This window comes from Saccharopolyspora rectivirgula DSM 43747 (assembly GCF_000497205.1).
GTDB lineage: Bacteria > Actinomycetota > Actinomycetes > Mycobacteriales > Pseudonocardiaceae > Saccharopolyspora > Saccharopolyspora rectivirgula.
Window position 1 is genome coordinate 1 of record NZ_AYJW01000001.1, and the last position, 21,802, is coordinate 21,802.

Annotated in this window: 12 protein-coding genes; 4 read left to right on the forward strand and 8 right to left on the reverse strand. The window is 69.8% G+C overall.

Annotation, left to right across the window (positions count from 1 at the left end):
- The 6 genes from SREC43747_RS20380 to SREC43747_RS0100035 form a co-directional block, all read right to left on the reverse strand.
- Nucleotides 1–143 (reverse strand): GTP-binding protein (locus SREC43747_RS20380; protein ID WP_152528264.1); only part of this gene is annotated, 143 nt, incomplete at its 3' end.
- Between the two features lie 75 nt (nt 144–218).
- Nucleotides 219–689 carry a 30S ribosomal protein S7 gene (gene rpsG / locus SREC43747_RS0100010; protein ID WP_029719102.1) on the reverse strand — a complete coding sequence of 157 codons (471 nt, stop codon included), beginning with the start codon at nt 687–689 and terminating at the stop codon, nt 219–221.
- A complete protein-coding gene (gene rpsL, locus SREC43747_RS0100015) occupies nt 689–1,063 on the reverse strand; it encodes a 30S ribosomal protein S12 (protein WP_029719103.1) in 375 nt (124 codons plus the stop codon). Before rpsL ends, rpsG begins: the two co-directional genes overlap by 1 nt.
- 768 nt (nt 1,064–1,831) lie before the next feature.
- Nucleotides 1,832–5,644 (reverse strand): ADP-ribosylglycohydrolase family protein, encoded by a 3,813-nt coding sequence (locus SREC43747_RS0100025; protein WP_051387462.1) that lies wholly within the window; start codon nt 5,642–5,644, stop codon nt 1,832–1,834.
- A 617-nt stretch (nt 5,645–6,261) separates the two neighbouring features.
- Nucleotides 6,262–6,570 carry a type VII secretion target gene (locus SREC43747_RS0100030; protein ID WP_029719105.1) on the reverse strand — a complete coding sequence of 103 codons (309 nt, stop codon included), beginning with the start codon at nt 6,568–6,570 and terminating at the stop codon, nt 6,262–6,264.
- A 32-nt stretch (nt 6,571–6,602) separates the two neighbouring features.
- The gene (locus SREC43747_RS0100035) at nt 6,603–7,148 is read right to left on the reverse strand and encodes a YbaB/EbfC family nucleoid-associated protein (RefSeq protein WP_029719106.1); all 546 of its coding nucleotides are present in this window, start codon (nt 7,146–7,148) and stop codon (nt 6,603–6,605) included.
- A 151-nt stretch (nt 7,149–7,299) separates the two neighbouring features.
- Between SREC43747_RS0100035 and pdxR the strand changes: the two genes are divergently transcribed.
- The 3 genes from pdxR to SREC43747_RS0100050 all read left to right on the forward strand — a co-directional run bounded on the left by pdxR (nt 7,300) and on the right by SREC43747_RS0100050 (nt 10,241).
- Complete coding sequence (pdxR, locus tag SREC43747_RS0100040; RefSeq protein WP_029719107.1) at nt 7,300–8,697, forward strand: MocR-like pyridoxine biosynthesis transcription factor PdxR; 1,398 nt, start codon at nt 7,300–7,302, stop codon at nt 8,695–8,697.
- A gap of 103 nt (nt 8,698–8,800) precedes the next feature.
- Nucleotides 8,801–9,256: a DUF6319 family protein gene (locus tag SREC43747_RS0100045; protein ID WP_029719108.1), complete on the forward strand. Its 456-nt coding sequence runs from the start codon at nt 8,801–8,803 to the stop codon at nt 9,254–9,256.
- Nucleotides 9,257–9,410: 154 nt separating this feature from the next.
- Nucleotides 9,411–10,241 (forward strand): helix-turn-helix domain-containing protein, encoded by an 831-nt coding sequence (locus SREC43747_RS0100050; RefSeq protein WP_081722338.1) that lies wholly within the window; start codon nt 9,411–9,413, stop codon nt 10,239–10,241.
- Nucleotides 10,242–10,419: 178 nt separating this feature from the next.
- Here SREC43747_RS0100050 and SREC43747_RS0100055 read toward each other — a convergent pair whose 3' ends face one another.
- Both SREC43747_RS0100055 and rpoB read right to left on the reverse strand, forming a co-directional pair.
- Nucleotides 10,420–14,331 carry a DNA-directed RNA polymerase subunit beta' gene (locus SREC43747_RS0100055; protein ID WP_029719110.1) on the reverse strand — a complete coding sequence of 1,304 codons (3,912 nt, stop codon included), beginning with the start codon at nt 14,329–14,331 and terminating at the stop codon, nt 10,420–10,422.
- Between the two features lie 104 nt (nt 14,332–14,435).
- Nucleotides 14,436–17,930: a DNA-directed RNA polymerase subunit beta gene (gene rpoB / locus SREC43747_RS0100060; RefSeq protein ID WP_029719111.1), complete on the reverse strand. Its 3,495-nt coding sequence runs from the start codon at nt 17,928–17,930 to the stop codon at nt 14,436–14,438.
- 739 nt (nt 17,931–18,669) lie between these two features.
- Here rpoB and SREC43747_RS0100065 point away from each other — a divergent pair.
- Nucleotides 18,670–21,786 carry a CHAT domain-containing protein gene (locus SREC43747_RS0100065; RefSeq protein WP_029719112.1) on the forward strand — a complete coding sequence of 1,039 codons (3,117 nt, stop codon included), beginning with the start codon at nt 18,670–18,672 and terminating at the stop codon, nt 21,784–21,786.
- Nucleotides 21,787–21,802: the final 16 nt, after the last annotated feature.

Here is a 21,802-nt window from a genome sequence, read left to right on the forward strand (position 1 = left end):
CCCTCGTGCGTCTCACCGAGCTTGTGGGTGATGCCTGTGTAGAACAGGATCCGCTCGGTTGTGGTGGTCTTGCCCGCATCGATGTGGGCCATGATGCCGATGTTGCGGACCTTGGTCAGGTCAGTCAGCACGTCGCGTGCCACGAGTTTCTTCCCCGTTCCTACAGCAGGTGCAAGCTGTCGAATCGGTGAGCCGAGGCGGGCATTGCCGACCCGACGTCACCAGCGGTAGTGCGCGAAGGCCCGGTTGGACTCCGCCATCTTGTGAGTGTCTTCGCGCTTCTTGACGCTCGCGCCGAGACCGTTGCTCGCGTCCAGCAGTTCGTTCATCAAGCGCTCGACCATGGTCTTCTCCCGGCGCTGGCGGGCATAGGTGACCAACCACCGCATCGCCAGCGTCGTCGAACGGCCCGGACGGACCTCGATCGGCACCTGGTAGGTCGCGCCACCGACGCGGCGGCTGCGGACTTCCAGGGTCGGCTTCACGTTGTCCAGGGCGCGCTTGAGCGTCACGATCGGATCGGTGCCGGTCTTCTCCCGGCAGCCTTCCAACGCCGCGTAAACGATCCGCTCTGCCAGCGAACGCTTGCCGTCCACCAGCACTTTGTTCACCAGCTGGGTGACCAGAGGCGAACCGTACACGGGATCAGCACTCAGCGGCCGCTTCGGGGCCGGACCCTTCCGGGGCATTAGCTCTTCTCCTTCTTCGCGCCGTACCGGCTGCGGGCCTGCTTGCGGTTCTTCACACCCTGCGTGTCAGCGGAACCGCGGATGATCTTGTAGCGCACACCGGGGAGGTCCTTCACACGGCCGCCACGAACGAGCACGATCGAGTGCTCCTGCAGGTTGTGGCCCTCACCCGGGATGTAGGCCGTGACCTCGATGCCACTGGTGAGCTTGACACGAGCGACCTTGCGCAGTGCCGAGTTGGGCTTCTTCGGAGTGGTGGTGTACACGCGGGTGCACACACCACGCCGCTGCGGGCTCCCCTTGAGCGCCGCACTCTTGGTCTTCGCGACCTTGTCCTGGCGGCCCTTTCGGACCAGCTGCTGGATGGTGGGCATGGACCGGCTTTCTGTCAGCGTTCGCGTCTTTACGGGTACTCGTCCAAGCAGCGCTCGTTCGAGCTTCTGTGCCCCTGGCGTCGAGCACCTGTCAGGCACTGTGTTCAGGACTCCCCCGCGCCCCGAGGTCGGGCGTGTCGCCCACTCCCCGGACTTGCGGCGCCGTGGCGTCCCGATCGGGAAGGACCCCAGCGGGCTGGCAGGAGGAGTTCCACACGCCGCTCGGCGCTGCCGTGACCGACAAACGAGAAATCTCGCCCTCGGCCTCGTCATGCACGGGCATGCGGATCGACCCGATGGGGTCGGGTCCGATAAATAAAGATACCTGCCCCGTTCTCAGAGGGTCAAAACGGGGGTCGGTTTGACCTGCTGATCTTCCGAACACCCGCTGCCCAGCGGGTCTGTCGAGCGCATCTCGTGTTACCCCAACACTGTACCCGCGCGCGCAACCCCGGCCGACGACGACGGTGCCCGACGACTTCCAACTGCGCGAGCCAGCTGCCGGCCACCGGGTCCTGACCCGACCGCGGCAGCACGCCGGCGATCCCGGCATCCACCTGCTCGCGGTCCAGATCGAACGCACCGCTCCGGGATGCCGCGGCGTCCGGTGATCATGGTAACCGGCGGGCTGCTGCGGCAGTGCGGCGACGCGGCCCCGGAACCCGGGGCCGCGTCGCGCAGTTCCAGGCCATGCCCACCAACCGACCCCGCGCAGCAGCACCGACGACCTCGCGCAGGCCCGGGTGCCGGCGGAGGGCGCCCCGCGGATCACCGGTGCTCGTCTCGCAGCGGTCCATCGGGCACTGCTGTTCCGAACCGGCGCGGGGCCGGCTTCGGAGCCGGGAACTCGTGCACCGATTCCGGGTCGACCGCCGGCAGCACCTGGGTGGCTTCTTCCTGGGCCTCGCCACCCCCGGCACCCGCGGTCCCCGCATCCGGCGCACCCCCGGTCTCCTCGGCGTGGACCGCTGCACCGCCGGTGCCGTGCGCCCGCACCGGGTAGCGGTCCCGCCATTCCGCATCGTCCGGGGAGTCCGTCTCCTCCTGCCCGCTCCGGAACGCTCCGCGGCCGAACTCGGCGAGGCAGTCCAGCGCCATGCGCTCGACGACCTCCCGCAGCTCCAACCCGGCCAGCCAATCCACGGGCAGGGCCCGCACCCCGTGCAGGGCGCCCACGATGTTCCCGCAAACCGCGCTGGCCGCATCGCCGTCAGCTGCCCAGTCGGCCGAAGCCTTCAGGGCGAGCTGCAGATCGTCCCCCGCGGCCAACGTGGTGCAGACCGCTGCCGCCAGCGCCCCCGCACCGGTGTCGGGAGTGCCGAGCACTTCCGCGGCCTGCTCCGGCGAACCGCGTTCGGCGAGCTCGACCGCGGCTTTCAACCGGGTGGTCGTGCCTTCGTGCCCCGGCCAGGTCTCCAGCACCTGCAGGGCGAGCCACACGCCGTCGTCGAGCCCCCGACCGAGCAGGGCTTGCTGCACGATCACCGCGAGCGCCCCGGCCGGCAGGTGCCCGTCGGGGTGGCCGTGGGTCAGCGCGGCGACCCGGGTGGCGAGTTGGAAGACCTCGGCGGGGTCGGCGGAGTACAACGCCACCGGGGCGACCCGCACCAGCCCGCCGTTGCCGGCGGAATCGTTGACCGGCTCGGTCGGCGTGCCGGTCGGACGCCCCTCGGCGAAACGAGCGAGCTCTTGCCGCGCCGCTCCGTCGGAGATGCGGCTGCGGAACAGTTCCGGGACCCCCACCAGCCAGCCGTCGGGTGCGGGGAAGTCGTCCCGGAAGGGCCCGGCGGCCGATGGCCACGGCACGCCCTGGGTGTGCAGCCATCGCTGGTAGGCGAGCTGGATCTGGGGCAGCGGGTCTTCCGCGCCGAACAACCGCCTCGCCATGCTGCCGCGGATCAGACCTTCGGCGGTGAACAGCGACAGCTGGGTCTTGTCGCTGAGCTCTCCGTCGTGCACGTCCGAGCTGCCCCGCTGCGCGGTGGTCGCCATCCCGAGCGCGTCGCCGAGGGCACCGCCGAGGAAGCAGCCGAGGACCCGCTCGGGCAAGGACGGCGCAGACCGCCGGTCGTCCTCCTGCTTGGCGTGCCCGCCTCGGACCGAAGCCGGGGAGGCCTCGGGCTCGGGCAGTTCGGGGAACTCCAGCGCGGTGTCAGCGACGTGCTGCTCGGTGGCCGTCCCGGGCTCGCCCAGGTCCCCGTGCGCTGCCGTGGTGGTCTGCTCCGGTTCGGGCAGCGCGGGTTCGGTGAACCAGCCCGGTTCCTCGGCTGGGGGCTCGGGATCGTCACCGGAGGCCGGCTCGGCCGAGGCCACCTGCCCCGCGGGCTCGTTTCCGTCCGGCTCGGCGGCGGGCTCGGGGTCCGCGGTGGACTGCTCCACGAGCGGCTCGGGGGCTCCCGGCGTGGCGGCCTGCTCCCCAACGGGTTCTGGCTCGCCCTGCGGAACGAGCCCGGCGCCGTCCGGCTCGGTGGGCAGCTCCGCGGCGAGCACCGGTTCCGACCCGGCATCGGCGGGTTCGGCGGGGTCTTCCCGCCGGTCCGCGTCCGCTGGGGACACCGGCTCGAAGTCGTCCGGTTCCGGGGCGGGCTCCTCCGCTTCCGCCTCGGTCGACTTCGGCTCGACCGGTTCGGGCACCGCTCCCGGGAGCGGGCCGGACAACTCGTGCTCCGCCGCAGCCCCGAGGCCCGGTTCGGCCGAGTCCGTCGGCTGTGCTGCCGGTTCGACCACTTCTTCCGCGGCAGGCCCCGATCCGTCCGAACCCGTCGGCTGCGCCGCTGGCTCGGGCACCTCAGCCACCGCGGAGTCCGGCCCGAGCTCCGCAACCGGTTCTGCCGGTGCCTCCACCTGCGGGGCTTCCGACTCCTCCTCTTCTGGAGCTGCCGGCGCTCCCGCCTCCGGGGTTCCGGGGTCGCTGACCGGCGCGGCGGCGACCCCGTCCTCGACCGGTTCGGCCAGCTCGCTCGGTCGCGGTGCGGTGGGTTCGGCTTCCTCCGCCGGGGCGGCTCCTTCGGCTTCCTCGACGGGGGCGACTTCTTCCACCGCCGGCTCTTCGTCCGGTTCCCGGACGGGAGCGGTGGTCTCGTCCTCGACGGGCGCTGCGGGCTGCGAGTCGCCTTCCTGGTCCGCTCGCTCGTGCGGATCGGGTTCCGGCACCACCGGTTGCGGCGCGGTCGGCTCGCCGCTGGCGAGGAGGGCGGTGTCGCCGTCCACCGGCACCGGGATGGGGCCGGTGGTCTCCGCCGGGGTCTCCTCGGGAACCGACGGGAAGGCGGGCGCGGCCACTTCGCCGGCCGGATCAGGCGCCGCCGACTGCGGGGCCTGCACCGCAGCGGACGGCGGTTCGCCCACCGCGGCCTCGGTTTCCGGGCGGATGAGCGGCAGCACGGTGGTCTGCTCCGCCTGGCTGTCCGCAGTGCTGTGCTGGCGGCCGCGGGCCGGGGCGGCCGGCTGCGGCGCGTACCGCTGCGCCCACTGCGGCGGGGCGAACGCCTCACCGGCGTCCCGGCACAAGGTCTCGACGACCTGCCGCAGCTCCAGCTGCTGCAACCAGGCCTGCGGGATCGCGCCGACCCCGTAGAGAGCACCGGCGAGTTGCCCGGCGAGCGCTCCGCTGACGCAGCTGTCCGCGGAGTGGTTGATCGCCACGCGGACCGCGTCGACGAAGTTGCGCGTGCTGCCGACGGCGGCCAGCGCTATTCCCAGCTCCCCCGGTTTCGCCTCCACGTCGAATTCCACGTCCACGTCGGCGGGGGTGAGCCGACGGCCGCTCCGCCCGACGAACATCGCCGCGTGCACGGTCCGGCGAACATCCGCGGGGACCCCGTTGACCTGGTACGCGACGCCGAGGCGGTGCTGCTCGGTGGCGGTGACCGCGTCCCACAGCGGGATGCCGCGGATCAACTGGGCCAGCACGTCGGCGTGGAACCCGGCGGCGCCGACGGCGTTGGGCCCGGAGGTGAACAGGTGGGCGATGCTCGCCCCGGCGGCGTAGACCGCTTCCGGCCGGTTCGACCACACCATCACCGGCGCGACCCACGCCGCGAAGTCGGCGTTGCCGTCCCGGTCGTGCACCGGGCGCACCGCGTCGCCGGACAGCGGCGGCTGCGTGGCCATCCGGCCGATCATCGGCAGCTGCTGTCCGGTGGGGTTGCGGGTGGAGTACAGCTCGCCGCGGTTCAGCAGCCAACCGGTGGGCTCGGGCTCGGTCCGCAGGAAGGCCGACATCGCGTACTGCCACGGCACGCCCTGGGTGTGCAGCCAACGCAGGTAGTTCACCATCGCGAACCAGGTGGGCAGCCACTGCGCGGTGGGCGCGGAGTTCGCCGCCCTGGCCCGCAGCAAAGCGTCCATTGTGAACGCGACGAGCTGGGTGACCTCGCTGGAGCCGCCGGGGCGGCCGTACACCGGCACGTAGTCACCAAGGCCGCCCGGTCCGAATCTGCGTTGGATCTCGCGGCTTTCCAGGTGCCGCACACCGGTGCCGAGAGCATCACCGACGGCGCCGCCGAGCAGAGCGCCGCGGAACCGCTCGGTCCACGACAACTGGGGCGCGCCGGGACCGCCTTGCTGACCGTTCGTCATCGCCGATGTTCTCCTCACCAGGCGGGATACCGCTTTGCCCAGGCCGGACGCGCCGGCGGGTGGGGACTGGGCCCGGCCAGCACCTCTCCGGCCGGGTTTCCGGTCACCTCGCGCAGTTCCAGCTGCTGCGACCAACGCTGCGGGAGGCCCGAGCCCCGCACTGGGCTCCAGCAATGTTGCCGCACACCGTTCCGGCGGCATCGGAGCACCCCGAGCGGTCGATCGCAGCAGCAGCTCGTCCAGCAGGTTCGGTGCGCCCAGGACCGCGCGCAGCTGCGGCGGGAGCTCCTCCCCGCGACCGGGGACTGGGGACGGCCGGTGCTGTGGCGCGGTCCCCGCTCTCCGATCGGCCGAGCTGCTGCGCTGAGCGCTCGGAGCCGCTCTCCGCAGCACGCCCGGGAAAACGGCCGGGGCCGGTTGAGCGGTGCAGTTCCGCGACAGCTGGCGCACGACCACCGGGAGCGCGCCGGGGAGGAGACGTCCGCGGTGACCGCTCGGTGAACCCTACAGTCCACTGTGGCATGTCAGCGAGGGGTGATCCGCTGGGCGGACGGACTCCGGCCCGCCCCTTCGCCCCGCACCTCGCACCAGGCCCGATCGGGCCGCGAGCGGACCGCTCACGCCTGCAATCTCCGGAACGCATCGCTGTTGCCCTCGTCCACCGTCCGGTACTCGTCCGCGGCGGCTCGCACGTTCTCCGCGGTCTCCCGCATGGCTTCAGCGGCCCTCTTCAGGGCTTCCACGCCCTGCTTCTCAACGGGGTCCAGCATCCAGGCGAACGGCCGGCAGAGGATGCCGTAGGCGTCGTTGTCCAAAGTGACCTGCTGAGCCGCTTCGACCGCCGTGCCGATCCGATCCGCCACACCATCCACTTTGGAGGCATGGGTGTGCAGGTCGTCGGGTGCGATTCTCACCTGGTCAGGCATGGCTCGAAATCCCGCCGGATCCCGGCGCCGGCTCAGCGCAGGAACGACTGATCGCTGAAGTCCTCGTCATCGTCGTCGAAGTCGTCCGGCCTGCGGCGCTGAGGACCGCTGCGCCGCGCATCGGGAGCGGACTGCTCGACGTCCTCCTGCTCGTCGAACCCGATCTCCTGCGGACCGGAGTAGCGTTGCGCACCGTCGTCCTGCTCCTCCGGGGGCTGCGGGAACGCCTCCCGCGCCTTGCCGAGCACGTGCTGCACAGCGGAGTCTTCCAGCCCGACCGTGCTGGCCGCTGCCTCCTGCATCAGCTCCGGGAGCTTGGCCTGGGCCTTCTGCACAGTGCGCATGATCTCGGAGGCCAGCGCGGACATCGAGCGGTTGGCCGCGCTGTCGGAGAGCTGCAGGTCCTGCAGGATGCCGTTCGACCCCACGGTCACCTGCACCGCACCGTCCTGGGAGGACTCGGTGACCGTGATCGACTGGATCGCAGCCTGCATTTGGCCGAACTTCTCGGCCTTTTCGGTGGCACGCTGCTGCCACTCGCGAACCATCCGTTCAGCAGCGCTGAGGTCGTCAGGCACGACATCCCCCGCACGGAGCAGATCGGCGGACACCGGAAAGCTATCACCGGCATCCGGCTACCAACAGCAGAGCTCTGCGTTCATGATGCAGTTAACATCATCTGGCAAGTTCACCGCGGAACCAAGGGGAAATTTCGGTATCGTCCGCGGTGTGACAGCCGGATGGGCCGCCTCGCTGGGAATGCACCCGCACCGGACGGGCCGGGCGGACAGCCTGCAGCTGGCCGAGGCGCTGCGCGCGGCGATCCGCGACGGCCGGCTCACCGCGGGCAGCAAACTCCCCTCCACCCGGGCGCTGGCCCAGGAGCTGGGCATGGCCCGCGGCACCGTCACCCGCGCCTACCAGCAGTTGACCAGCGAGGGGTTCCTGCTGTCCCGGCAAGGGGCGCCCACGGTGGTCGCCGAGCGGTTGACCACCGAACCGCCGGCGCAGCCGACACCGGCAGCAGACCCGGAGCCCGCCCCGCTGTGGGACTTCCGGCCGGGACGCCCGGACCTGAGCTCCTTCCCGCGTCGGGACTGGCTGGCGGCGAGCCGGAGAGCGCTGGAGTCCGCCTCGGCGGAAGACCTCGGCTACGGCGATCCGCAGGGGCACCCCGCGCTGCGGGAAGCGCTCAGCGACTACCTCTCCCGGGCCCGCGCGGTGGTCACCAGTCCGGATCGGATCGTCATCTGCAACGGCTACAGCCAGGCCTTGGCACTGCTCAGCAGGGTGCTCCAGGACCAGGGCGGGAAGTCGATCGACTTCGAAGACCCTTCGGTCCCGCTGCTGCGCTCGATCCCCGCCCGGCTGGGCTTGTCCGTGCGCGGCGTCCCGGTCGACGAGAAGGGGCTCGCGGTCGACGAGATCACCGGCGATGCCGCGGTGATCACCCCGGCGCACCAGTACCCGCTGGGGGTGGCGTTGAGCTCCGCCCGCCGCACCCGGCTGGTGAAGCTGGCCCGGGCGGGCGGCCTGCTGGTGCTGGAGGACGACTACGACGGCGAGTTCCGGTTCGACCGCCCACCGATCGGCGCCATCCAGGGATTGGCCCCGGAGGACGTCGTCTACGCGGGAACCGCGAGCAAAACCCTCGCCCCGGCGTTGCGGCTGGCCTGGCTGGCGGTGCCGCACCGGCTGGTGGAACCGCTGCGGGAGCTCAAGCGGGAGAGCGGTGGCCACGCCCCACTGGTAGAACAGTTGACCATGGCTCAGCTGATCCGGTCGGGGGCTTACGATCAGCACATCCGCCGGTCGCGCGCGGTGTACCGGAAACGCCGGGCAGCACTGCTGGAAGCGCTCGGCGGACTGCGCGCTCGGCACCGCCCGGTGCCGGCCGGGGTCTCGGCGGGCCTGCACCTCACCTTGCTGCTGGACCCGCGCGGCGAAGCCGAACCGGACGTGCTGCAGCGGGCCCGGGATTGCTCGGTCGGGCTGGATCCGCTCGGTGCGCACTGGTTCCACCCCGGCTCCCACCCGGGCGGACTGGTGCTCGGCTACGCGTCCCCCGCCGGAGATGCCTTCGAGCCTGCCCTGCAGGCATTGCTGGCGGTGCTGGAGGACCGGTGAGCACCCGCCACGATTCAAGATCAACAATGGTCGTGCCGCCGCACACGAGGGGAACACCTGTTCTATGCTGAGGTCCCCCTCCGCGACACACAGGGAGATGAAGTTGACCGAAGAACAGACGGGCACTGAACAGACGGGCACCGAACAGGCAGCCACCGAGCAGGCAGCCACCGAGCAGACCGCTCCGGCCGAAGCCGCGCCGACGCCCGCGCCCGCCGAGGAACAGTCGACTCCCGCCCCCGCCCCGGAACCCCCGAAGAAGAAGCGCACCAAGAGCAGCGCCCGCAAGACCCGCACGGTCGAGCTGACCTTGACCGTCACCGGGACCGCCGAGGGCGAGTGGCAGGCCGAACTGGTCCACGCGGGCAAGCGCGTCGTCCAGGGACTGCAGATCCCGGCCTCCTCCGTCTCCCGGGCCGCAGCTGAACTGCACCAGGAGATCGCCGAGCGGATCGACACGGTGATCACCCAGGCCCGGGAACAGCAGCAGGCGAAGCTGGCGGAACTCGAAGCGGAGATGGAGCGGGTCCGCAAGGCCCTGGCCGACCTCGAGGGCTGACCCCCGCGCCACGGGTTGTGCCGTGCCGGCCCCTCGACGACACGGCACAACCCGCCAAATCCCGGCCATCACACCATGGCAGCCCTGGGAGACTCCCAGATTTCCTGGGAGACTTGCAACTCCCAATTCGGATCGGAGGATTAAGCTGCGCCGCATGAGCGGCTCCCCGAGAGCACGAGCACTCGCCAGCGAGTTGCGCGCAGCCCGAAAAGCAACCGGCATGTCCATGCGGCAGCTCGGCGCGAAACTCGGCTGGTCGGAATCCAAGGTCAGCAGGATCGAACTGGCCCAGCACACGATCGGCGAAGAAGACCTGGACCGGGTGCTGACCGCGCTGCAGGTCGACGAATCGATCCGCGAGAAGCTGCTCAAGCTCGCCCGGGAGATCCACCACCCGGCCTGGTGGGAATCAGGACTGGACCTCTCCCCCGACGTCGCCACCCTCATCGAAACCGAACAGCGGGCCACCGCCATCACCCACTACTGCTCCACTGTGGTGCCCGCGCTGCTGCGAACCCCCCGCTACACCCGGGCCCTGGCGGCAGCTGTCACCCCGGAACCGGAACAGGTGCAGCGCATCGCCGAGCTGTGCCAATACCGCCAAGGCGTGTTCGCCAAGGAAGACCCGGTGCAGCTGGAGGTCTTCCTCGACGAAGCGGTGCTGGCGCGCCCGGTCGGCGGGCGAGCGGTGATGGCCGAACAACTGCACCACCTGCTGCAGGCATTCGAAGCGAACAACATCGAGCTGCGCGTCGTGCCGTTCTCCGCCGGCGAGCACGCGGGGCTCCACGGCAGCTTCATGCTGGTCGAATTCCCCTGCGAGAGCCCGGTCGTCCACTTGGAACAGCACAAGATCAGCACGCTGCGCTGCCCGCAGGAGATCGCCACCTTCACCGACGCGATCGCCCGGCTGCGCCGAGCCGCTGCCCCGAAACCCCGGTCCAAGCAGCTGCTGACCCACTTCCTCGCCCGCTACCGGGACTGAGATCCCGCCGCGGAACCCGATCCACCGCGGGCGCGCCCCGCTCACCCCGAACCGCCTCCACCGCCCGGACAGCCGACGCACCAGAACCGGCCCTGGAACGGGAAAAGGAAAAGGCCCCTGTCCGGAGGAGACGGACAGGGGCCTGGAATCTGACGGGCCGGAACAGCCCGATCAGACGTCAGCGGTAGTCGCGGCCGAAGTCGTAGTCGTCCAGCGGCACCGCGGCACCGGTACCGGTACCGAACACATCCGGGGTGTAGTAGCTGTCGTCGTAGGACGGGATCGCGTAAGCCGCGGCCCGCGCCTCCTCCGTCGGCTGCACCTGGATGTTGCGGTAGCGGTTGATGCCGGTACCCGCCGGGATCAACTTACCGATGATCACGTTCTCCTTCAGGCCGACCAGCTTGTCACTGGACCGCTCGATCGCGGCGTTGGTGAGGATGCGGGTCGTCTCCTGGAAGGAGGCCGCCGACAGCCAGGACTCGGTCGCCAACGACGCCTTGGTGATACCCATCAGCACCGGACGGCCGGACGCCGGGTCGCCGCCCTCGGCCACCACGCGACGGTTCTCCGCCTCGAACACCGACCGCTCGACCGGCGAACCGGGCAGGAACTCGGTGGAGCCCGAGTCGATGATGATGACCCGGCGCAGCATCTGCCGGACGATCACCTCGACGTGCTTGTCGTGGATGCCCACACCCTGGGAGCGGTACACCTTCTGCACCTCGCGAACCAGGTGCAGCTGGGCTTCCCGCGGACCCATCACGCGCAGCACCTCGTGCGGGTCGACCGCACCTTCCAGCAGCTGCTGGCCGACGTCGACGTGGTCGCCGTCCTGCAGCTGGCGTTCGGTGCCGTCCACGTTGATCACCGCGAGGCGCTGGCGCTTCGACAGCTTGTCGTAGACGATCTCGTCGCTGCCGTCGTCCGGGATGATGGTGATCTTCCAGTACCGGTCGTTGTCCTCCAGGCGGATGCGGCCAGGAGCATCGGCGATCGGGGCCTTGCCCTTCGGGACGCGGGCCTCGAACAGCTCCTGCACACGCGGCAGACCGGTGGTGATGTCGTCACCGGCCACACCACCCTGGTGGAACGTGCGCATCGTCAGCTGCGTACCGGGCTCACCGATCGACTGCGCGGCGACGATGCCGACGGCCTCGCCGACGTCCACCAGCTTGCCGGTGGCCATCGAGCGGCCGTAGCAGACCGCGCACACCCCGGTGCCGGACTCGCAGGTGAGCACGCTGCGGATCTTGACCGTGGTGATGCCGGCCTCGATCAGCTTCTCGATGATCGGGTCGCTGAGGTCGGTGCCCTTGGTGACCAGGATGTTGCCGTCGCTGTCGGTGACGTCCTCGGCAGCGGTGCGCGCGTAGACGCTGGTCTCCACGTGCGGGTGCCGCGTCAGCGAACCGTCGGGCAGCTGCTCGGCGATCGGCATCCGGATGCCGCGCTCGGTGCCGCAGTCGGCCTCGCGGACGATGACGTCCTGCGAGACGTCGACCAGACGCCGGGTCAGGTAACCGGAGTCGGCGGTGCGGAGCGCCGTGTCGGCCAGACCCTTGCGGGCACCGTGGTTGGAGATGAAGTACTCCAGCACCGTCAGGCCTTCGCGGAAGTTCGCCTTGATCGGGCGCGGGATGTACTCACCCTTCGGGTTGGACACCAGACCGCGCATACCCGCCAGCTGGACGACCTGGGTCATGTTACCGGCGGCACCGGACTTCACGATCATGTTGATCGAGTTGTCCTCGGGGAAGTTCTTCTCCATCGCCTCAGCGACTTCTTCCCTCGCCGCCGTCCAGATCTTGACCAGCTCGTCGTTGCGCTCCTGGTAGGACAGCGCACCGCGGCGGTACCGCTTCTCGATCTGGTCAGCCTTGGCCTCGTAGGAGTCGAGGATCTCCCGCTTGTTCGGCGGAACGACCACGTCGGTGATCGAGATCGTCACACCGGACCGCGTGGCCCAGTAGAAGCCGGCGTCCTTGAGCTTGTCCAGCGTCTGGGCCACGGTGACCATCGGGTACCGCTCGGCCAGGTCGTTGACGATCGCCGCCTGCCGCTTCTTCGGCAGCAGCTCGTTGACGAACGGGTAGTCCTCCGGCAGCAGCTCGTTGAACCACACCCGGCCCAGCGTGGTGTGCGCGATCCAGGGCTTGCCCGGCTCCCAGTCCTCGGGGGTCTCGTCCCGCGGCGGGACCATGTCCCGCATGCGGATCTTGACCTTGGCGTGCATGTCCAGCGTGCCCCGGTCGTAGGCCATGATCGCCTCGCCGACCGACGAGAACGCCTGGCCCTCGCCCTTGGCCCCGTCCACCTGGCGGGTCAAGTGGTACAGGCCGGTGACCATGTCCAGTCGCGGCATGGCCAGCGGACGACCCGACGCCGGCGACAGGATGTTGTTGCTGGACAGCATCAGGATGCGGGCTTCGGCCTGCGCCTCGGCCGACAGCGGCAGGTGCACCGCCATCTGGTCGCCGTCGAAGTCCGCGTTGAACGCCTCGCAGACCAGCGGGTGCAGCTGGATGGCCTTGCCTTCCACCAGCTGCGGCTCGAAGGCCTGGATGCCGAGGCGGTGCAGCGTCGGAGCTCGGTTGAGCAGCACCGGGTGGTCGGCGATGACCTCTTCCAGCACGTCCCACACCTGCGGGCGCTGGCGCTCCACCATCCGCTTGGCGGACTTGATGTTCTGCGCGTGGTTGAGGTCCACCAGCCGCTTCATGACGAACGGCTTGAACAGCTCGACCGCCATCTCCTTCGGCAGACCGCACTGGTGCAGCTTCAGCTGCGGACCGACGACGATCACCGAACGGCCGGAGTAGTCGACGCGCTTGCCGAGCAGGTTCTGGCGGAACCGGCCCTGCTTGCCCTTGAGCAGGTCGGACAGCGACTTCAGCGGCCGGTTGCCCGGGCCGGTCACCGGACGTCCGCGGCGGCCGTTGTCGAACAACGCGTCCACGGACTCCTGCAGCATCCGCTTCTCGTTGTTGACGATGATCTCGGGAGCCCCGAGGTCGATCAGCCGCTTCAAGCGGTTGTTCCGGTTGATGACCCGGCGGTACAGGTCGTTGAGGTCGGACGTGGCGAACCGACCACCGTCGAGCTGCACCATCGGGCGCAGGTCCGGCGGGATGACCGGCACGCAGTTGAGCACCATGCCGGCCGGGTCGTTGCCGGTGTTCTGGAAGGCGGCGACGACCTTCAGCCGCTTCAGCGCGCGCAGCTTCTTCTGGCCCTTGCCGGTGCGGATGGTCTCGCGCAGCGCCTCCGCCTCGGCGTCGATGTCGAAGTTCTCCAGCAGCTTCTGGATGGCCTCGGCACCCATGCCGCCGGTGAAGTACTCGCCGTAGCGGTCCTGCAGCTCCCGGTAGAGCACCTCGTCGGTGATCAGCTGGCGCGGCTCCAGCTTGGTGAAGGTCTCCCAGATCTCGTCCAGCTTGTCCAGCTCGCGCTGGGCCCGGTCGCGGATCTGGCGCATCTCGCGCTCGCCGCTCTCCTTGACCTTGCGGCGCACGTCGCTCTTGGCGCCCTCGGCCTCCAGCTCGGCCAGGTCGGCCTCGAGCTTCTGGGCCCGCTGCTCCAGCTCGGCGTCCCGCTGGTCGGCGATGCGCTTGCGCTCGACGCTGATCTCGCTTTCCAGCGTGGGCAGGTCGTTGTGCCGCATCTCGGTGTTGACCGAGGTGATCACGTAAGCGGCGAAGTAGATGATCTTCTCGAGGTCCTTCGGCGCCAGGTCCAGCAGGTAGCCCAGGCGGCTCGGGACGCCCTTGAAGTACCAGATGTGCGTCACGGGCGCGGCCAGCTCGATGTGGCCCATGCGCTCACGGCGCACCTTGGCGCGGGTGACCTCGACACCACAGCGCTCGCAGATGATGCCCTTGAAGCGGACCCGCTTGTACTTACCGCAGTAGCACTCCCAGTCCCGCGTCGGGCCGAAGATCTTCTCGCAGAAGAGCCCGTCCTTCTCCGGCTTCAGGGTCCGGTAGTTGATGGTTTCGGGCTTCTTCACCTCGCCGTACGACCACTGGCGGATGTCGTCGGCCGTGGCGAGGCCGATTCGGAGTTCATCGAAGAAGTTGACGTCCAGCACGTCGGGTCTTCTCCCTTTGTCGGAGGGCGCTGCCGTCGGGCAGCAGTGCCAGGTTGGGTCGGACGCCGGTCCGCGGCCAGTGCTCCGCGGACCGGCGGCGAGGTTCAGTGCGCGATGTCGTCGACCGACGGCGACTCATTGCGGGACAGGTTGATGCCCAGATTGGCCGCAGCACGCTCCAGGTCCTCGTCCTCCCCGTCGCGCATCTCGATGGCGGCACCGTCCGTGGAGAGCACCTCCACGTTCAGGCACAGCGACTGCAGTTCCTTGAGGAGCACCTTGAACGACTCCGGAATGCCCGGCTCCGGAATGTTCTCGCCCTTGACGATCGCCTCGTAGACCTTGACGCGGCCGACCACGTCGTCGGACTTGATCGTCAGCAGCTCCTGCAGCGTGTAAGCAGCACCGTAGGCCTGCATGGCCCAGCACTCCATCTCACCGAAGCGCTGGCCACCGAACTGCGCCTTACCACCCAGCGGCTGCTGGGTGATCATCGAGTACGGGCCCGTCGAACGGGCGTGGATCTTGTCGTCCACCAGGTGCGACAGCTTCAGGATGTACATGTAGCCGACCGCGACCGGGTACGGGAACGGCTCACCACTGCGCCCGTCGAGCAGTCGGGCCTTGCCGTCGGAACCGACCAGCCGCTGACCGTCCCGGTTCGGCTTGGTCGAGCCGAGCAGGCCGATGATCTCCTCCTCGCGAGCACCGTCGAACACCGGCGTCGCGGTGTTGGTGCCCGGCTCCACGTCGTAGAGCTCCTCGGGCAACCGCTTCGCCCAGTCCGGGTCGCCTTCGATGCTCCAACCCTGGGAAGCGATCCAGCCGAGGTGGGTTTCCAACACCTGGCCGATGTTCATCCGTCGCGGGATGCCGTGGGTGTTCAGGATGATGTCCACCGGCGTGCCGTCCTCCATGAACGGCATGTCCTCGACCGGGAGGATCTTGCCGATGACACCCTTGTTCCCGTGGCGGCCGGCCAGCTTGTCGCCGTCCTGGATCTTGCGCTTCTGCGCGATGTAGACCCGGACCAGCTGGTTGACGCCGGGCGGCAGCTCGTCGTCGTCCTCGCGGTTGAACACCCGGACGCCGATGACCTTGCCGGTCTCGCCGTGCGGCACCTTCAGCGAGGTGTCGCGGACCTCGCGGGCCTTCTCACCGAAGATGGCGCGCAGCAGCCGCTCCTCCGGGGTCAGCTCGGTCTCGCCCTTCGGGGTCACCTTGCCGACCAGGATGTCGCCGCCCTGCACCTCGGCACCGATGCGGATGATGCCGCGCTCGTCCAGGTCGGCCAGCACGTCGTCGGAGACGTTCGGGATGTCCCGGGTGATCTCCTCCGCACCGAGCTTGGTGTCGCGGGCGTCGACCTCGTGCTCCTCGATGTGGATCGAGGTGAGCACGTCGTCCTGCACCAGCCGCTGGGACAGGATGATCGCGTCCTCGTAGTTGTGCCCCTCCCACGGCATGATCGCCACGAGCAGGTTCTTGCCCAGGGCCATCTCGCCGTTCTGGGTGCACGGACCGTCCGCGATGACCTGTCCGACCTCGACCCGGTCGCCCTCGTTGACGATCGGCTTCTGGTTGATGCAGGTGCCGTGGTTGGACCGGTTGAACTTGGCCAGCTTGTAGGTGCGCCGGGTGCCGTCATCGGCCATGACGGTGATGTAGTCGGCGCAGACCTCCTCGATCACCCCGGCCTTCTCGGCGGTGACGACGTCACCGGAGTCGACGGCGGCCCGCAGCTCCATGCCGGTGCCGACGTACGGCGCCTCGCTGCGCAGCAGCGGAACGGCCTGCCGCTGCATGTTGGCACCCATCAGGGCGCGGTTGGCGTCGTCGTGCTCGAGGAACGGGATCATCGCCGTGGCGGCGGAGACCATCTGCCGCGGCGAGACGTCCATGTAGTCGATCTCGGTCGGCGCCAGCAGCTCGACCTCGCCGCCCTTCCGGCGCCCCAGCACCCGGTCTTCGAGGAAGTAGCCGTTCTCGTCGATGCGGGCGTTGGCCTGGGCCTTGACGTACCGGTCCTCTTCGTCGGCGGTCAGGTAGTCGACCTGGTCGGTGACCCGACCGTCCACGACCTTGCGGTACGGCGTCTCGATGAAGCCGAACTCGTTGACCCGGGCGTAGGTGGCCAGCGAGCCGATCAGACCGATGTTCGGACCTTCCGGGGTCTCGATCGGGCACATCCGGCCGTAGTGCGACGGGTGGACGTCGCGGACCTCCATGCCGGCCCGCTCCCGGGACAGACCGCCCGGACCGAGCGCGGAAAGACGCCGCTTGTGCGTCAACCCCGCGATCGGGTTGGTCTGGTCCATGAACTGGGACAGCTGCGAGGTGCCGAAGAACTCCCGGATCGCGGCGACGACCGGACGGATGTTGATCAGCGTCTGCGGCGTGATCGCCTCGACGTCCTGGGTGGTCATCCGCTCCCGGACGACCCGCTCCATCCGGGACAGGCCGACCCGGACCTGGTTCTGGATCAGCTCGCCGACGGTGCGCAGCCGGCGGTTGCCGAAGTGGTCGATGTCGTCGACCTCGACCGGGATCGTCTCGCCCTCGGCGCCGCCCCGGGCCGGCATGCTCTCCTCACCGGCGTGCAGGCGCACCAGGTACTCGATCGTGGTGACGATGTCCTCTTCGGTGAGGACGCCGGTGCCGTACGGCAGGTCCAGGCCGAGCTTCTTGTTGACCTTGTACCGACCGACCTTGGCCAGGTCGTAGCGCTTCTCCTTGAAGAACAGGTTCTCCAGGAGCGTCTGCGCGCTCTCCTTCGTCGGCGGCTCGCCCGGACGCAGCTTGCGGTAGATGTCCAGCAGGGCCTCGTCCTGGCCGGCGGTGTGGTCCTTCTCCAGGGTCGTCATCAGCGTCTCGGAGAAGCCGAACCGCTCCCGGATCGCCTCTTCGGACCAGCCGAGGGCCTTGAGCAGGACGGTCACCGGCTGCCGCCGCTTGCGGTCGATGCGGACACCCACGGTGTCGCGCTTGTCGACGTCGAACTCCAGCCACGCGCCGCGGCTGGGGATGATCTTGACGCTGTAGACGTCCTTGTCCGTGGTCTTGTCGACGGACTGGTCGAAGTAGACGCCCGGAGACCGGACGAGCTGGGAGACCACGACCCGCTCGGTGCCGTTGATGATGAACGTGCCCTTGTCCGTCATCATCGGGAAGTCACCCATGAACACCGTCTGGCTCTTGATCTCGCCAGTGGAGTGGTTGGTGAACTCCGCCGTGACGAACAACGGGGCAGAGTAGGTCATGTCCTTGTCCTTGCACTCGTCGACGGAGGCCTTGACCTCGTCGAAGCGCGGGTCGGAGAAGGACAACGACATGGATCCGGAGAAGTCCTCGATCGGGGAGATCTCGTTGAGGACTTCCTCGAGGCCGCTCACGGGGTTTTCTTCGCCGGCGTCGACCCGGCGCTGGAACCAGGTCTCGTCACCGATGAGCCATTGAAAGGACTGGATCTGCAGGTCAAGCAGATTCGGCACGTCCAACGGCTCACTGATGTTCGCGAACGAGACCCGCTTGGGTGCCCCAGGGATCCCCGACGTGAAGTTGGAGACTGCAGAGACCTTGGTCGCGCGGGAGACTGCCAAGATGCGTCCTTCCGGGACTCTGAACTGGCTACAGCCGCATCAGTGGTGACCGGCCGGACAAACCGGACTGGTAGGACCAGACCGGTCAAGCCGCTAACACAGCTGTCAAGGGGTGCAATGGCGCCCACAATCCTACGCCCCACCAAAGGGCACGCGGAAAGAGGGCAGCGCAAATTAGCAGTCTAGCCGCAAACGCACGAGCTGTCGAGCGGGCCCCGCGAATTCCCACCCTGGCCTCGTGTTGTGACCAGAGTGAACCCGCAAGCGCCGCCAGTCAAGAGATCAAGCTGCGATCACTCTCGTGGCGCAGAACACGATCACCAGAAGTGACCAACCCTCCACCGTGTTTTGCCTGGCTGTTTACCTCCCAGCGGAAATCACCGGCCCGTTTGCGACTACCGAGAGCGCACAACCCCCGGCAGTCCGTCACCACCGCGCGAGCCGGCCGCGCCTCCCGACGACGGGACCCAGCACCCCGGCCCGCCGACCACTGCACCCTCCCCGCGCACGATACCGCTCGTGCCTCCGCGCACACCTTGAGTTCCAGCCGGCACTCGGGTAAGCCTGCAGTCCCGAGGCCGCTCCGCGCAGCACCGCCCAAGGTCTGCGCAGCTGCCACAGCCACCGATGGGCGGTCTCCACCACGCTGCGGGCCTGCCACCGGCTGCGCCCATTGGACGTGGCAAACCCCACACCGGCACCGGGCGCCTGCCGTTCTAGCAGTACAGGAGAACTGCCCATGAGAGACGACGCCAGCCGCGCAAGCGAGCAGTTACGCAGGCTGCAGCGTTGGACGGGCGGACGACGGACCAGCGGCAAGTCCAGCTCCAGCTGGTTCTTGGAAACGGACAGCAACCCGGCTCAGCAGTCCTCCCAGTCCGACCCGTCTCCCCCCGCTGCGGACGCGGAGAACGAGTACGCGGAAGCGGTCGCCGCGATGAACAAGATCGTAGCGACCCTGGATTTCTCCGCGCTGCCGTGGGTCACCGAGGTGTTCCGCCGCACCGCCGGCGTGCTCGCCGACGACGACCCGGCCCGCGCCAGCGTGCTCAACAACCTCGGCACCGCCGCCCAGCTGCACCACCTGAGCACCGGGGACACCGCGCACCTGGAAGACGCGCTCAACCACTACCGGTCGGCGGTGGCCGCGGCGCGCAGCTCCGACCAGGACCTGGTGCTCTACCGCTGCAACCTCGCGCTCGCGCTGAGCGACCTGGCGCGCAAGACCGAGGACCCGCAGCTGGCCGCGGAAGCGGTCGAGACGGCGCGCACCGCGGTCGCGGACACCCCTCGGGCGGACAACCGCAGCACCATGGCGCTGCTGCGGTTGGGCAACGCGCTCCAGCTGCACGCCGAGCTGGCCGCCCGGCCGGAGCTGGACGACGAGGCCGCCGAGGTCTTCCGGGAGGCCATGCAGCTGGCCCCGGCCTCCGGCGACACCGCGGGCGAGCTGGTGACCAACCTGGGCAACGCGCTCCTGCGCCGGTACCGCAGGCACGAAGAGCTGGTCGACCTCGACGGCGCCGTCCGCTACCTGCGCAGCGCGGTCAGCCGGACCGGCGAGGCGACCCAGCGCTGCACCCTGGCCGAAGCACTGCTGCTGCGGTTCCGCCGCACCGGTGATCTGACCGACCTGGACGCGGCGTCGGGCGAGCTGCTCAGCGCGCTCGGCCAGCTGCCCCCGGGAGACCAGCTGACCGGGCGCGTCGTCTGGCACGCCAGCGCCGTGGCCGTCGAGCACGCCGACACCACCGGGGGTGCCGAGCAGCTGCACCGGGTGCTGCACGCGGTGACACCGGCCGTGCGGGCGATGTCGACGACGGACCCCAACCGCACGCCGGGCTTGGCCGCCTACGGCGTCCTGCTGCGCCGCTACTTCCAGTACAGCGGGAACAACCGGACGCTGGACAACGCGCTGGCCGCGGGAGAAGCCGCGCTGGCCGCGGCCCGCCCCGAGGACGAGGTGCCCGCCGCGGCCGTGTCCCTGGTCATCACCCTGCTCACCCGCTACAAGCACCTCCAGAGCAGCGAGGACCTCGGCCGGGCGGCGGAGGTCGCGGAGAAGGTCTCCGCCGGCGATCACGGACTGCTCAGCCACCTGGCGACGGCCCAGCTCGGACTGGTCGCCCTGCACCGCTTCGACCAGTACGCCCGGATCGGCGAGCTGGAGCGCGCGGTCGGCCTGCTCGACGAGGCGTTCCGCGCCCTGCCGACCACCGCGCCGGAACGGGCCGCCGTGGGCACCGACCTCGGTCGGGCCCTGCGCACGCTGTACCGGCGCTCCGGGCGCCGCCGCCACTACCGCTGGGCCCGCCAGGTCCTGACGGAGGCCGCCCGGCAGGAGACCGCCCCGGCCCAGCAGCGGTTCGCCGCGGCCAGCCTGTGCGGCAAGCTGGCCGCGCAGGACAAGCGGTGGGCCCAGGCCGCGGAAGCGTTCTCCACCGCCGTCGACCTGCTGCCGCTGGTCGTCCGCGGCAAGCAGGTGGTCTCCTCGCCCAGCACCCAGCAGCGCTGGGCCCAGGTCACCGCCGACGCCGCGGCCAGCGCCCTGGAAGCGGGCGAGCCGGAACGAGCGGTGGAACTGCTGGAGCACGGGCGCACCGCGATCCTGGCGGAATACCTGCCGGCCGGTGGGGAGCTGGGCGAGCTATACCGCAGCAACCCGGAGCTGGCGGACGAGTCGGTGCGGCTGCGCCGGCTGCTCGACCGCCCCGTCACCGATCCGGTGTTCCCCGGTACCGATGACCGGGAACGGCTGGTGGGCGCCTGGAACGAGCTGCTCGCCGAGATCGACGAGGTCCAACAGGGGCACCTGCGCCGCAAACCGTTCAGCGAGCTGGCCCAGGCCGCCGAGGGCGGCTCCGCGGTGCTGGTGAACCTCAGCCGCTACCGGTGCGACGCGCTGGTGGTCATCGGCGAGCGGGCGGTGACGGTCCCGCTGCCCAAGGCCGACCCGGGGATCGCCGCCGACAAGGCCAGCGCGCTGCTGACCGCGGTGCAGCGGAACGACCAGCAAGGCGTCGCCGACGTGCTGGACTGGGTCTGGCGGCGCATCGCCTACCCGGTGCTCAACCGCATGGGGTACACCACCGCCGTCCAGCCCGGCTCCCGCTGGCCGAAGATGTGGTGGAGCTGTTTCGGGCCACTGGCCTACCTGCCGGTGCACGCGGCGTGCTCCCACGAAGGCGACAGCGTGCTGGACCGGGTGCTGCTCTCCTACACCCCGACGCTGGGCTGCCTGCTCCGGTCCCGGAACCGGCCGCTGCCCGCCGGCGGCACGCCGCTGGTGGCCGCGGGTGCGGCCGAGAACGTCGGCTACCAGTTGCCGAGGGCGAACCGGGTGCTCGCCCAGTACTGGCCCTCGGCGGAAATCGTGTCCAGCAGCCACGCCTCCGGCTCCGAGCTGGTTCGGGTGCTGCCGCGGCACCCGTGGTGGCACGCCTGCGAACCGAGCACCCAGTACCCGGCCCGCCCGGCGGCGGGGGTGGTGCTGGACCGCGGCGCCGAGCAGCAGTCGCTCGGCCTGGTCGAGCTGGGGCACGTGCCGCTGGAGCAGGCCGAGTTCTGCTACCTGGGCAATTGCGCGACGAAGCCCGGGGTGCCGACCGCTGCCGCGGTGTCGGTGCCCGCCGCGTTGTGCTTCGCCGGGTACACCCACGTGATCGGCACCCTGTGGGCGGTGGACGAGGACACGTCGGTGGCCGCTCTGGACCAGGTGTACCGGGAGGTGTTCGACGGCGACGAGCCGGACACCGACGGCGCCGCCCGCGCGGTGCACGCGGCCGCCCGGGCCCTCCGGGACGAGGCCCCGCGAGCTCCCGCGCGGTGGGCCGCCCAGGTGCACGTCGGCTGGTGAGCGCGGCTGGTCCCGG

Coding starts and splice junctions, on each gene's coding strand:
- rpsG (WP_029719102.1), bottom strand. CDS start 689: ATGCCCCGGAAGGGTCCGGCCCCGAAGCGGCCGCTGAGTGCTGATCCC.
- rpsL (WP_029719103.1), bottom strand. CDS start 1,063: ATGCCCACCATCCAGCAGCTGGTCCGAAAGGGCCGCCAGGACAAGGTC.
- SREC43747_RS0100025 (WP_051387462.1), bottom strand. CDS start 5,644: ATGACGAACGGTCAGCAAGGCGGTCCCGGCGCGCCCCAGTTGTCGTGG.
- SREC43747_RS0100030 (WP_029719105.1), bottom strand. CDS start 6,570: ATGCCTGACCAGGTGAGAATCGCACCCGACGACCTGCACACCCATGCC.
- SREC43747_RS0100050 (WP_081722338.1), top strand. CDS start 9,411: ATGAGCGGCTCCCCGAGAGCACGAGCACTCGCCAGCGAGTTGCGCGCA.
- SREC43747_RS0100065 (WP_029719112.1), top strand. CDS start 18,670: ATGAGAGACGACGCCAGCCGCGCAAGCGAGCAGTTACGCAGGCTGCAG.